This is a genomic window from Pseudomonas sp. NPDC077408 (assembly GCF_050269105.1).
Lineage (GTDB): Bacteria > Pseudomonadota > Gammaproteobacteria > Pseudomonadales > Pseudomonadaceae > Stutzerimonas.
On sequence record NZ_JBNNHS010000003.1, the window covers coordinates 83,320 to 95,801 of the forward strand.

The 12,482-nt window shown below is 61.4% G+C and carries 10 protein-coding genes; 2 read left to right on the top strand and 8 right to left on the bottom strand.

Going from position 1 to position 12,482, the window contains the following annotated elements; all coding sequences use genetic code 11:
• Positions 1–9: 9 nt before the first annotated feature.
• The 4 genes from ACQKEK_RS09790 to nirB form a co-directional block, all read right to left on the bottom strand.
• Entirely contained in the window at positions 10–1,731 is a 1,722-nt protein-coding gene (locus ACQKEK_RS09790) for a bifunctional protein-serine/threonine kinase/phosphatase (protein ID WP_499142348.1), read from the bottom strand.
• 297 nt (positions 1,732–2,028) lie between these two features.
• Entirely contained in the window at positions 2,029–2,844 is an 816-nt protein-coding gene (locus ACQKEK_RS09795; RefSeq protein ID WP_128120846.1) for a formate/nitrite transporter family protein, read from the bottom strand.
• An 80-nt stretch (positions 2,845–2,924) separates the two neighbouring features.
• Positions 2,925–3,302 carry a nitrite reductase small subunit NirD gene (gene nirD / locus ACQKEK_RS09800; RefSeq protein WP_499142349.1) on the bottom strand — a complete coding sequence of 126 codons (378 nt, stop codon included), beginning with the start codon at positions 3,300–3,302 and terminating at the stop codon, positions 2,925–2,927.
• Positions 3,302–5,860, bottom strand: a complete 2,559-nt coding sequence (nirB, locus tag ACQKEK_RS09805; protein ID WP_499142350.1) for a nitrite reductase large subunit NirB — start codon at positions 5,858–5,860, stop codon at positions 3,302–3,304. The genes nirD and nirB overlap by 1 nt, the downstream gene beginning before the upstream one ends.
• 608 nt (positions 5,861–6,468) lie before the next feature.
• Between nirB and ACQKEK_RS09810 the strand changes: the two genes are divergently transcribed.
• Both ACQKEK_RS09810 and ACQKEK_RS09815 read left to right on the top strand, forming a co-directional pair.
• On the top strand, positions 6,469–7,293 hold the full coding sequence (locus ACQKEK_RS09810; RefSeq protein WP_499142924.1) for an aldo/keto reductase: 825 nt from the start codon (positions 6,469–6,471) through the stop codon (positions 7,291–7,293).
• A gap of 172 nt (positions 7,294–7,465) precedes the next feature.
• Positions 7,466–8,812, top strand: coding sequence for an esterase-like activity of phytase family protein (locus ACQKEK_RS09815; RefSeq protein WP_499142351.1), 1,347 nt, complete (start codon positions 7,466–7,468; stop codon positions 8,810–8,812).
• 265 nt (positions 8,813–9,077) lie between these two features.
• Here the strand turns inward: ACQKEK_RS09815 and curA are convergent, their stop codons facing one another.
• The 4 genes from curA to ACQKEK_RS09835 all read right to left on the bottom strand — a co-directional run bounded on the left by curA (position 9,078) and on the right by ACQKEK_RS09835 (position 12,470).
• Entirely contained in the window at positions 9,078–10,112 is a 1,035-nt protein-coding gene (curA, locus tag ACQKEK_RS09820; protein ID WP_499142352.1) for an NADPH-dependent curcumin/dihydrocurcumin reductase, read from the bottom strand.
• A gap of 176 nt (positions 10,113–10,288) precedes the next feature.
• Positions 10,289–10,621 carry a penta-EF hand family protein gene (locus ACQKEK_RS09825; protein ID WP_128120841.1) on the bottom strand — a complete coding sequence of 111 codons (333 nt, stop codon included), beginning with the start codon at positions 10,619–10,621 and terminating at the stop codon, positions 10,289–10,291.
• A 131-nt stretch (positions 10,622–10,752) separates the two neighbouring features.
• Positions 10,753–11,937, bottom strand: a complete 1,185-nt coding sequence (locus ACQKEK_RS09830; RefSeq protein WP_499142354.1) for a hypothetical protein — start codon at positions 11,935–11,937, stop codon at positions 10,753–10,755.
• A 212-nt stretch (positions 11,938–12,149) separates the two neighbouring features.
• Positions 12,150–12,470 (bottom strand): hypothetical protein, encoded by a 321-nt coding sequence (locus tag ACQKEK_RS09835; RefSeq protein WP_499142356.1) that lies wholly within the window; start codon positions 12,468–12,470, stop codon positions 12,150–12,152.
• Positions 12,471–12,482 lie beyond the last annotated feature (12 nt).

Below are 12,482 nucleotides of genomic sequence, written 5' to 3' on the forward strand. Positions count from 1 at the left end.
GGCGGTTGCTTAACGAACCAGCAGCACGATCACGGTGAGTGCCAACACCAGAGACACGCCTTTCCAGAACAGCACCGGGTTGCGCTCCAGAAGTGGCGGACGCGCCTTGTTCAGAAAAGCCTGGTTCGGCTGGCGCAGCTCGAAGACGAACTCCGACAGGTCTTCATAGCGTTTGTAAGGGTCCGGATGCAGCGCCTTGCGCAGTACGTCATCGATCCAGGCCGGTACGCCGCGATCGCGTTCGCGGATCGGTTGATAGCGCAGCTTGTTCTGCGCCGCACGGGTGCGGCAGCTGGCAACTTGAGTACCGTAGGGCAGTGCACCGGTCAGCATCTGGTAAGTGATCACCGCCAGCGAAAACAGGTCGGATCGGGTGCTGCCACCTTCACCCAAAAAGTATTCCGGCGCCGTGTACTGGGCAGTGCCCAACAGCTCGTTGCGCTCGATGGGCGAAGCCACTTCCATAATGCCGGCAACGCGAGTGGAGCCGAAGTCGATGATTTTCACCGTGCCGGTGGCGTCGATCATGATGTTGGCCGGGCGCAGATCCTGATGCAGCATTTCCAGCCGGTGGAAGGCGCGAACGCCCTTGGCGATTTGCTCGACGATGCCGCGCACGGTTTCCAGATCCGGGCGGGGATTGTCGATCATCCACTGCGCCAGCGTTTGGCCTTCAATGTATTCGCTGACGCTGTACAGGTAGTTGCGTTTGCGGGTCTGCAAGCATGGCTTGGCTACATGCGCGCTGTTGATGCGTCGCGCCACCCAGTCTTCCGTGAGAAACCGCTCCAGGTACTGCACGTCTCGTTGCAGCTCCATCGAGGGCGTCTTGATGATCACCGGCGCTTGGGTGTCATCATCAGTGGCGAGATACACATGGCTGCGGCTGCTGGCGTGCACCTCGCGCACGATGGTGTAGCCGTCGAATGCCGCGCGCGCTTCGAGAATGGGCGGGAAGGGCAGTTCGGTCAGTTGCTGCAGCAGCTCGTCTGGCTGCTGCAAGGGAAGCGTGTCGATACGCAGAATCTGCACGGTGAGGTTGTCGTCGCTGCCCTGTTCCAGTGCCTGCGCGACGATCGCCCGAGCGGCTGCATCGAGATCATCCATGTTGTGGGCGATGGCGCCGAGCATCGACGACGCGCTGATGTACTCATAGACGCCATCGGTGGCCAGGATGAAGGTGTCGCCCACTTCTACAGGTTCGGCGCGGTAATCCAGGTCCAGCTGCGGGTGGATGCCCAATGCGCGGCTCAGGTAACTCTTGTCTTCCGAGACCCACATGCGGTGGTCATTGGTCAGTTGCTCCAGCGCAGCGCCCTGGACGCGGTAGATACGCGAGTCGCCCGCATGAAAGAGGTGTGCCGTGGTCGACTTGATGACCATCGCGCTGAAGGTGCAAACGTAGCCACGATCCGGATCGAAGCGATAGGGGCTTTGCTGGCCCTGGGCATGCAGCCAGGAATTGGTCGCCATCAGCACCCGTTGCGCCGAGGTTTTCACTGACCAGGCGTCGGACGTGCAGTAGTAGTCAGCGAAAAAGCCGCTGACGGCTGACTCGCTGGCAATGTGACTGACGGCGCTGCTGCTGATGCCATCCGCCAAGGCAATGGCGATGCCCTTGCTGCTCAGTTGTGGCTCTTTCGGAATGTAGATGCCGTGGAAATCCTGGTTGGTTTCCTTGGCGCCCTTGTCGGTGTGTTGGCCCACCGAGACCTTGAGTTGACTGCTCATTTGCTCGACATCTAACCCAACCCATCCTTGCGTAACGGCCTGACAACCTGATCGCGAGCAAGCTCGCTCCTACAATGCGTATGTCTGATCCCGAGTTAGGTCACCGCTGCCTTTTGTGGGAGCCAGCTTGCTGACGAAGCTGTTTCAGCGTCGTGCTTGCCCTATGGTATCGGCCCAGCTATTCGCCAGCGAGCTCGCTCCTACAGCACCTGCACCTGTTCCAGACTGGCCTCGCCGCAGGCTCGCTTTTGTAGGAGCCAGCTTGCTGGCGAAGCTAGCAGTCGCTCGATTGCCGCTTCAACGCACCAACGCGCGCTTCGGTGCGGTCCGTACGTGAGTGGTGTAGAGCGTCAGGCCGGTGAAGGCCAGGCCGCCGACCAGGTTGCCCAGCGCCGTGGGGATTTCGTTCCAGACCATGTAATCCATGATCGAGAAGTTGCCGCCCATGATCATCGCCGAGGGGAACAGGAACATGTTCACCACCGAATGCTCGAAGCCCATGAAGAAGAACAGCATGATCGGCATCCACATGGCGATCACCTTGCCGCTGACCGAGGTAGAAATCATCGCGCCGACCACGCCCATCGAGACCATCCAGTTGCACAGCATGCCGCGCAGGAAGATGGTGAACCAGCCAGCGGCGCCGAACTCGGCATAGCCCAGCGTCCGCGCTTCACCAACGTGCGAGATCTTTTCGCCCACCGGGCCCGGATCGGTGGAGAAGCCCATGGTGAAGACGAAGGCCATCATGAAGGCGACGGTGAGCGCTCCGCCGAAGTTACCCAGAAACACCAGCCCCCAGTTGCGCAGCACGCCGTTGACGGTTACGCCCGGTCGCTTGTCCAGCAAGGCCAGCGGCGTGAGGACGAACACGCCGGTGAGCAGGTCGAACCCCATCAGGTAAAGCATGACGAAACCGACCGGGAACAACATTGCGCCCACCAGTGGCGATCCGGTCTGCACGGTGATGGTCACGGCGAACACCGCAGCCAGTGCCAGGATGGCGCCAGCCATGAAGGCACGGATCAGCGTGTCCCGCGTGGACATGAAAACCTTTGATTCACCGGCGTCGACCATTTTGGTGACGAATTCCGAAGGAGCGATGTAGGACATTTTTCGGTTCTCTGGTTGTGTTGGCAAAGCAGGGGCATCCCTGCCGTAGGCGTATCGCTACTCGTTGTGCCGGGCCGCGGTCAGGCCGCAGCGATTTCCACCGCATCGCCATTGAGGCGTACTGGCCAGACCCGCAATTGCTGTTCCGGGTATTCCAGACAGCTGCCGTCAGCCAAGCGAAAGTGCTGTTTGTAGAGCGGCGAGGCGATCACCAGGTCGCCCTTGAACTGCCCTAGAATGCCGCGGCCGATGACATTGGCGCCCGATTTCGGGTCCTTGTTGGCAATGGCGAAGACCTGCTCACCCGTCTCGGTTTCGGGCAGGTGAAACAGTGCGACCTGCTCGTCATCGAGCCAGGCGACCACGCCTGAATTGGCGACCAGATCGCGACGGCTGCAAAGCGCCCGCCAGCTGACGTTTTCACTCGGTTGCAGGCGTACGGCGTTGGACTGGCTCATCAGAGCACCTCCTCGGTGACGGGAATCAGGTGAAGTTCGTGTGCATGTGCTGGACGGCGCTGGCCGCGTTCCCTGACGAAGTGAACGTCCGGGTCGCCGCGCTGGTCGTTGACGAAGGTGCGGAAGCGCTTGAGTTTTTCTGGGTCCTTGATGGCGTTGGCCCATTCGCATTCGTAGCGGTCGACCACCAGCTGCATCTGCGCTTCCAGCTCAGCGGCGAGATTCAGGCTGTCGTCGATGACGACTTCCTTGAGATAGTCGAGGCCGCCTTCGAGGGATTCACGCCACACGGAGGTGCGTTGCAGCTTGTCCGCGGTGCGGATGTAGAACATCAGGAAGCGGTCGATGTAGCGGATCAGCGTCTCGTTATCGAGATCAGTGGCGAACAGCTCGGCGTGACGCGGACGCATGCCGCCATTGCCTGCGACGTAGAGGTTCCAGCCGTTCTCGGTGGCGATGACGCCGATGTCCTTGCTCTGTGCCTCGGCGCATTCGCGGGTGCAGCCGGAGACGCCAAACTTGATTTTGTGCGGTGAGCGCAGGCCCTTGTAGCGATCCTCCAGGCGCAGCGCCATGCCGACGCTGTCCTGCACACCGTAGCGGCACCAGGTGCTGCCGACACAGGATTTCACCGTGCGCAGGGATTTGCCGTAAGCATGTCCGGTCTCGAAACCGGCCTCGATCAGCTCGCTCCAGATGTCCGGCAGCTCATGCAGCTGGGCACCGAACAGGTCGATGCGCTGGCCACCGGTGATCTTGGTGTAGAGGTCATATTTCTTCGCGACGGCACCGAGGGCGATCAGCTTGTCCGGGGTGATCTCACCGCCGGCGATGCGCGGCACCACCGAATAGGTGCCGTTCTTCTGCATGTTCGCCATGAAGGTGTCGTTGGTGTCCTGCAGTGGGATCAGCCCCGGATCGGTGATCGGCTGGTTCCAGCAAGACGCGAGGATCGAGCCCACCGCCGGCTTGCAGATGTCGCAGCCGGTATGACCTCGACCATGCTTGGCCAACAGCTCAGCGAAACTGATGATGCCTTCGACGCGCACGATGCCGTACAGCTCCTGGCGGGTGTGGGCGAAGTGCTCGCAGAGGCTCTTGTCGACTTCGACGCCACGAGCGGTCAGCTCATGTTCGAAGACCTGCTTGAGCAGCGCGCTGCAACCCCCGCAGCCGGTGCCGGCCTTGGTTGCGGCCTTGAGTTCACTGAGATCGGTGATGCCGGCATCGACCTGGCAGCACACCGCGCCTTTGGTGACGTTGTGGCAGGAACAGAGGGTCGCAGTGTCCGGCAGGGCATCGGCGCCCAGCGTCGGTGCGCCATCGGACAGCGGCAGGATCAGGCTGGACGGATCAGCCGGCAGCTTGATGCCGTTCTGTGCGTACTGCAGCAGGGTGTCGTAGTAACTGTTGTCGCCGATCAGCACCGCACCGATCACCCGCTTGCCGTCTTCGGACAGCACCAGACGGCGGTAGCTGGCGTTGGCTTCATCGATGAAGCGATAACTCTTGGCGCCGGCTGTGGCGGCATGGGCATCGCCGATGGAGCCGACGTCAACGCCGAGCAGCTTGAGCTTGGTCGACATGTCCGCACCGCTGAAGGGCTGGTGCGGCTCGCCGCAGAGCAGGGCGGCCAGGTTGCGCGCCATGGTGTACCCCGGCGCGACCAGCCCATAGACCATTGCGTTCCAGGAGGCGCATTCGCCGATGGCGAAGATTGACGGGTCGTTGGTGCGGTAGTCAGCGTCGATCACGACGCCACCGCGTGGAGCAATTTCAAGCTCGGCGCTGCGGGCCAGCGCATCCTGCGGGCGGATACCGGCAGAGAAGACGATCAGGTCAGTTTCAAGATACTCGCCGTCATTGAAGTTCATCCGGTAGGCGTATTCCTCACCGATGACGATTTCCTGCGTGGCGCGGGACAGGTGCACGCCGACGCCCAGTGCCTCGATGCGAGACTTGAGTGCGGCGCCGCCTTCCTCGTCGAGCTGCACCGGCATCAGGCGTGGGGCGAACTCGACCACATGGGCTTCGAGGCCGAGCGATTTGAGCGCGTTGGCCGCTTCCAGCCCGAGCAGTCCGCCACCGACGACCACGCCGCGCTTGGCGTTGCTGGCGGCGGCGCGGATGGCATCCAGATCATCCAAGGTGCGGTAGACCAGTCGCGAATTGCCCTCGGCACCCGGGATCGGCGGCACGAACGGGTAGGAACCGGTCGCCAGAATCAGCTTGTCGTAGGGCTGGCGGCCTTCGCGGGTGACCACTTCCTTGCGCTCACGGTCGATTTCCAGCACCTGCACGCCGAGGTGCATATGCACGCCGTGGGCGGCGTAATAGTCGGCATCGCACATGGCCAGTGAGTCGGCATCACGGCCGCCGAAGTATTCGGACAGGTGCACCCGGTCGTAGGCGCGCTGACGCTCTTCACCGTATACATGCAATTGGTACTGGCTCAGTGCGCCGCGCTCGATCAGCTGCTCGACGCAGTGATGCCCCACCATCCCGTTGCCAATGACGATCAGCGTTTCGCTCTTGATCGGGGTGACGATTGCGTTCATGACCGGTTCCTCCGTCGAAGCCGATTGCGGCGTCGTCGTACAAAAACAAAAAAGGCGCCTGGAGCTGTCTGGCAGCTCCAGGCGCCTTTGCCTGGTATTCATGGAATGTGGGGGTGATGTGCGAGCGACGTTGCTCGGTGCACCCGTCCCGTGCCACTCGTGGCTGATGGTCTTCGTTGACCGCGGGAGACGCTGCCGGATCGGTCGGCAGCTGTTGAAGGTGACTTAGCATGTTGCATGCCAGTGTCGGGTGCAGATGGCAGGGTTCCAGAGAACCGCTACGGGGAACTGGTGGGCTGAAGCCCACCCTACGGTAGACGGAGGCTTGCGTAGGGTGGGCTTCAGCCCACCATGGCGCTCACAGACATCGCGTCCAGTTTCGCTTGGAGAGGTGCGGCACCGACCCAGAAGAGTGCGGTGCAAGAGACCGGCTCCCCTATTTGGGGCGATATGGCAAACGTTTTGGCCTGAAGCCGAACATTGCGTCCTGGGATCGGTCAGTACACGACCTTCCGGTCGCGGCATCGTTATCCTTGCGGCTGGCCTCATCCCCTGACGAATCTGGAGATCACTTGAACAAGGTCGTCGAACAACCTCTTTTGCTGGGCATGATGCGCCTGATGCAATACCCCGAACTGGCGCAGCCGCAGGCGCTGCTGGGCTTCCTCGAGCGCTGTGTGGAGCGCGGCCTGAGCGGTTTCGATCACGCCGATATCTATGGTGCTGGTGAGTGCGAGGCGCATTTTGGCGCAGCATTGCAACTGCGCCCGGCGTTGCGTGAGCAGGTCCAGCTGATCGGCAAGGCCGACATCGTGCCCGCTGCGCAGGACAGCTCGCGCTGGCAGGTCAAGCACTACAACACCCGGGCGGACTACCTCACCCAGGCGGTGGAGGGCTCGTTGAAGCGGTTGGGCGTGGAGCGCCTCGACGGCTTTCTGCTGCACCGCCCCGATCCCTTGCTGCGGGTCGATGAAGTCGCGCGGGCGCTGGATGATCTGGTCGGCAGCGGCAAGATCGGCTGGCTCGGGGTCTCCAATGCGGAGTTGCTGCAATGCCAGACACTGGTGCGGGAGCTGCCGCTGCGTTGCAACCAGATCGAGCTTTCACTGCAGGCGCAGGACGCCGCGTGGGACGGTCGGTTGCACGCCATGGAGAGCGAAGGAGTGCATGTGCTGGCGTGGTCGCCGATGGGCGGTGGACGTTTCGGTCCTGAATTGCTGCGTGCGCTCGACGAAGTTGGCGCGGCGTTGAATGCCACAGCCAATCAGGTCGCCCTGGCCTGGCTGCGCAAGCTGCCCGGCAAGCCGGTCCCGATCCTCGGTAGCCTGCGCTGGGAGCGAATCGAGGAAGCGCTACTGGGCGCCGAGCTGCAACTTGATACTCAGACCTGGTTCTATCTCGCTCAGGCGGCGCGAGGGCATGAGGTTGCCTGACCCGCAGCTTCGCCTAGCCGTACGGTGCTTTTCGCCGAACGGTGCCGGCGTAATGACGCTTATTCAGCTATAGCCATATTCCTGACACAGTGACTTTCTAAGGTGGTTCTCCGGTGCCAGAGCGCCGCGCATGCCGCACGGCGCAGGCTCCAAACGGATGGAGACACCCAACATGCGAATCCCGAAGCCGCTGGTCGTGGCGCTTGCCGCTGCGATCTCTGCCCCCGCCATGGCTGCCACCAATACCCTGGTGGGTTGGGCGATGATGCCTGCCGATACGTTCTCTGACGGCCCGACGTCGGGTCAGATGGCCAACGCGAACCCCTACGGCACCTTCGCGCCACCCTATGAAAACCGCCAGCCGGTACAGGGCTTTTCCGCCGTGCTGCCGGGCGCAGATGAAAACAGCTTCATATTCATGACCGACAACGGCTTCGGTGGGCAAACGAACTCTGCCGATACGCTGTTGCGACTCTACAGCGTGCGGCCGGATTTCCGCACCGCCAGCGGCGGCAGCGGCAAGGTCAGCGCCAGCGACTATCTCAGCGGTGCGCCGCTGGCTCGCTTCACGCATCCGTCGCGCCTGACGCTCAACGACATCAATCAAAAGCTGGAACTGCCGATCCAGGCCGACTACCGCTTCTATTACAACGACGGCTCCAAGCCGCGCGTAGACAGTGCCATCGATTTCGGTCGCCTGCTGACGGGCGCCGACCTGGACGTCGAGTCGGTGCGCCGCGATAAGAACTGCGCCATGTGGTTTGGTGATGAGTTCGGTCCGTACCTGGTGAAGACCGATGCCTCCGGCACCGTTACCCGTAGCGTCATCTCGCTACCGGGCGTTTACGCGCCGCAGCATGCGGACGTAGTGGCTGGGCGCGCAACCGCCAATCTGGGTGGGTCAGGTGGCTTCGAAGGCATGGCAATCAACCCGCGTGGCGATCGGCTGTACGCGCTGTTGGAAAAGTCCGTCAACGGCGATCCGGCCGGCACACTGCGAATCAACGAGTTCGACATCGATCAGGAGCGCTATAGCGGCAAGGTGTTCTTCTATCGCCTGCAGGCGCCGGAGCACGCCATCGGAGACATGACCGCGATCGACGAGACGCGCTTTCTGGTCATCGAGCGTAATGGCGCTACCGCTACCAACGGCACCCCGTTCAAGAAGATCTACCTGATCGACATCCGTGGTGTCGCCAGTGGTGGTGCGGTGCATAAAACCGAAGTGGTCGACCTCATGCAGCTGGCCGACCCCGACGACCTGAACGGCGACGGCCAGCGGTCGTTCACCTTTCCCTACGTGACCATCGAAAGCGTGTTGCCGTTGGATGCGCGCACCTTGCTCGTCACCAACGACAACAACTTTCCTTATGGAGGAGGGCGGGGCCTCAATGCGGACGTCACCGAGTTCCTGAAGATTCGCTTGGCCAAGCCGATCCCCGGCGTGCGGCCGCCGCATCTGCAACAGGCCAGGGACGCGCGCCGCTGCGAAATGTCGGCTGGGCTGGGTCAGAGTTAAGTAGTGTCTGACCTGTCGGGCTGCGCTTGAGGAAGAAGTGCGGATCGCGAGCAAGCTCGCTCCTACAAAAGCATGCGGTTTCGCTCGTGCAGCTGTAGGAGCGGGGGCGCCGAGTTCTTGCTCGCACAAACGAGGCGGCGGTTGCCGATGAAACGGGATCCTGTCGACCTACATTTCGGCCGTACGTAGGTGGACTGGCTGACGTTTGCGCCTCAGCCAACCAAACAAGCCGATGCCTTACGCGTATCGAACAGCCAGAAAGGACTCAGGCCTCGCCAACCTGGACAACCAGCTTCCCGAAATTTTTGCCTTCGAGCAGGCCGATAAACGCCTCGGGCGCATTTTCCAGTCCCTGGACGACCTGCTCGCGATACTTGATCTTGCCCTCGGCATACCACGCGCTCATGTCACGGGCGAATTCGTCGTAGCGGTGCCCGTAGTCGTTGAAGATGATGAAGCCCTGCATACGCATGCGCTTCTTAAGGATGGTATCGAGCAGCAATGGCAAACGGTCCGGGCCGTCTGGCAGGTCGGTGCTGTTGTACTGCGCAACGACGCCACAGACCGGTACCCGTGCGCTGGTATTGAGGAGTGGCAGCACGGCATCGAATACTTTGCCGCCGACGTTCTCGAAATACACATCGATCCCGTCTGGGCAGTTGTCCGCCAATTGCTGCGCAAAATCTTCGGCGCGATGATCGATACAGGCGTCAAAGCCAAGCGTTTCGACCGCATGCTTGCATTTATCAGCACCACCGGCGATGCCGACAACCCGGCAGCCTTTCAGCTTACCGATCTGCCCGACAGTCGCGCCAACGGGGCCGGTGGCTGCGGCCACCACCAGCGTTTCGCCGGCCTTGGGCTGGCCGATATCGAGCAAACCCATATAGGCGGTGAAACCGGGCATGCCCAGCACACCCAGGGCATGGGAAGGGTGCTGCATGTCCTGGCTAAGTTTGAGCAGGCCGGTCCCATCGGAAACAGCATAGTCCTGCCAGCCGTTGCCACTGAGCACCCAGTCGCCTTCCTTGTAGTCGGCATGGCGGGACTCTACGACCCGGCAAACCGTACCGCCGACCATCACATCGCCTACTTCCATGGGGGGCGCGTAGGACGGCCCGGCACTCATGCGGCCGCGCATATAGGGGTCCAGCGAGAGATAAACGGTACGCAGCAACAGCTGCCCGTCGTTGGGGCTCGGCACCGGACCAGTTTCCAACCGAAAGTTATCGGCGGTGGGGGCACCGTGCGGGCGCGAGGCGAGATGGATGCTGCGGTTGTGTTGCGATTGTTGTGTCATCGAGGTTCTCCCATTGATCGATCAGCAGACCAAAAATGGGAGCCTGTCTTGCGCGGGACGTTCCATCCCATTGGCGCGATGACTGGCTTCGCGCTGGAGAAAGTCGAAGCCCGAAAGCACGACCGCCCCCAAGAGGGGGCGGCTGCTACATCGCGATTGAAGCTAACGCGGCAACGTCAGACGTCGAGCCAGCCTTCATCGCCAGCGTCATCACGGAAGCGGTTGTACTCTTCCTCGTTCCAGTCGCCGCTCTTGTCGCGGTCATAGCTGTTGTAAACGCCTTGGCCATACTCTTGGTCGGAGAGTGTGCCGTTTCGATCAGCATCCCAACGGGAAAACATGCCTTGATTGTCGAACCCGGTGTCCCACTCGTTGTAGTCCACGGAGCCGGACTTATCGGCATCCCAAGTGTTGTAGTCCATATCCGCCGCGTAAGTCATGGCCGAGCCGCCTGCAAGGGCCGCTGCCAGGGCGATACCACCAACTGCTTTTTGCCATTTCATGTTCATGCTGCTTCTCCTCTGCAAATTACTGGTAGTCATCACCAGAGGATGGCGCTGACATAGTTTTCGTAACCCGTCAGCTTTGAGAGTTCTAAAAAACATTCGGTTACCGACATGAGGTCATACAGCCGCAACGGCTACTGGCCGATCAGATTGATGGTGTTGTTGATTGGCCTGTCGTCGACCGATTGGGCCTGTGCCAGCAATTGCGAAACCATCGAAAGGACGGCCCCGGATTGTCCGCCGTCTGGCCCCTTGGGAATCCAATATTCGTCGCCAGCAAATTCGGCGCGGACCATCGCGTTCATCGTCATTCCTTGCTCCACGCGGATGATCGGCTGCTGCCCGGCGTGGGTTCTGACGGTTAGCAAGGTGCCGTTGGCTTCCTGCACCCGCACGCACTCGCCCAGGTAGTCGAACACTTCGGCGAGCGAGCGGGTGTGCAACTCGACCTTGCCGATGCCCTCGGCTTCGAAATACACACGGCCGCCACCGACGCTGCCGAAGAAGTCCGGGTCGCCCAGCTGGAACTCCTTTCGGCTTTCCAGCTTGCACCGGGCAAGCTTGAACAGGTTCTCCTGTGGACGGACGAAGCAGAACCGGGCGCTTTCAACCGATTCGGTGAGCTGGTAGCGATTATTGCCCCGCGTACTGACGGCCAGGTTCTCCTTGCGTGCGGAAATCAACTGGTCGATGGAAGGCGCTTGCTTGAGTTCAAGTTCTGGCCCGTAGCGGCTGACGAGAAAGGCGCTTTCCATGGTGATGCCCTGGTCGACAAGGCGGCTCACCACCTGCTGGAATCGTTTGAAATCAGCGATCTTCGAAGGATTGTTATAGAAGCGCTCCGTTCCGTTCGGACCTTGGAAGTGCACGCTTTCAAGGAACAGGGACAGAATCAGCTCCGGTGCGTAGTCCTGGCGCAGCATGAAAGCTAGAGAGGTGGTGCTGATCGGCGCTACATAGCCGCGGTAAAACTCCTGGTTGTCCTGGGTCGACACGTCGAACCCTGGCCCTTGTTCAATCGCCATGTGGGGGTTGAAACTGAAGTCTGATGGCGCGTCGCCCCCGAACGGCAGCGTCAGGTTGGCGCCAGCCGAAAGGCGGCTGCGGCCACGGATGGTCGTCACGGTCGTGAAGTGGGCGGGTAGCGAAACGCTGCGGCGTACGATGTTGAGCAGCAAGGCTTCGTCCTGTAGACGGCTGTAGTCCCGGTTGATCGTTGCCATTGCTGTGTCGAGGCGTTCGGTCCCGGCGCAGCCAGCCAAGAGAAGGCTGATCGACAAAGCGGTGATCAGTCGTCCAACCAGCATCGAGCGGCTCATTGAATGCTTTCCTGAATCGGCCATTGAGCCAAGTTTGTTGAGCGAAATTGGCCAGTTACCCGAGCCATCGCCGAACGACATACGGTCGGGCAGTGCTGGCGCTGCGTCTGGCTCTAGTGGTGGGCGGTGAGAGGCCCCATGCGCCGCTTCGGTATCGTCGACACGTGGGGCTCACTGGCCAAGCAAAACGCTTCCCATCATTCGCCGTTGGGCTACTCCAGCTCGCCAGGCGTGGCGGAGTAGTGCGATTCGTCCTCTGTCACTGTTTCCTGCTCGGTCTTGTGCAGGTTGCGGTTCGGGACGCTGTCGCGCTCCGGCATGCCTTGAACTATCCGGCCGTCCTCAGTGACGATCTGTCCTCGCTCATTGCGGTGGGTTTCAAGCTTTTCCATGGGCGTTGGGTTACCCATTGGGCTCGGACGCGAACCGGTATCTTCTCGCGGGGTGCCGGCCGGCCACTGGGCCAATGCCGGTTGGGCGGCGGCGGCCAGCAGCGTGGTCACTGCCAGTGACGTAAAAAAGGATCTGTTCATGACGGTCTCCTG

What these genes read in the sequence shown, in the direction of transcription:
- ACQKEK_RS09790 (WP_499142348.1), bottom strand. Translation starts at nt 1,731, where the DNA reads ATGAGCAGTCAACTCAAGGTCTCGGTGGGCCAACACACCGACAAGGGC.
- ACQKEK_RS09795 (WP_128120846.1), bottom strand. Translation starts at nt 2,844, where the DNA reads ATGTCCTACATCGCTCCTTCGGAATTCGTCACCAAAATGGTCGACGCC.
- nirD (WP_499142349.1), bottom strand. Translation starts at nt 3,302, where the DNA reads ATGAGCCAGTCCAACGCCGTACGCCTGCAACCGAGTGAAAACGTCAGC.
- nirB (WP_499142350.1), bottom strand. Translation starts at nt 5,860, where the DNA reads ATGAACGCAATCGTCACCCCGATCAAGAGCGAAACGCTGATCGTCATT.
- ACQKEK_RS09810 (WP_499142924.1), top strand. Translation starts at nt 6,469, where the DNA reads ATGATGCGCCTGATGCAATACCCCGAACTGGCGCAGCCGCAGGCGCTG.
- ACQKEK_RS09815 (WP_499142351.1), top strand. Translation starts at nt 7,466, where the DNA reads ATGCGAATCCCGAAGCCGCTGGTCGTGGCGCTTGCCGCTGCGATCTCT.
- curA (WP_499142352.1), bottom strand. Translation starts at nt 10,112, where the DNA reads ATGACACAACAATCGCAACACAACCGCAGCATCCATCTCGCCTCGCGC.
- ACQKEK_RS09825 (WP_128120841.1), bottom strand. Translation starts at nt 10,621, where the DNA reads ATGAACATGAAATGGCAAAAAGCAGTTGGTGGTATCGCCCTGGCAGCG.
- ACQKEK_RS09830 (WP_499142354.1), bottom strand. Translation starts at nt 11,937, where the DNA reads ATGAGCCGCTCGATGCTGGTTGGACGACTGATCACCGCTTTGTCGATC.
- ACQKEK_RS09835 (WP_499142356.1), bottom strand. Translation starts at nt 12,470, where the DNA reads ATGAACAGATCCTTTTTTACGTCACTGGCAGTGACCACGCTGCTGGCC.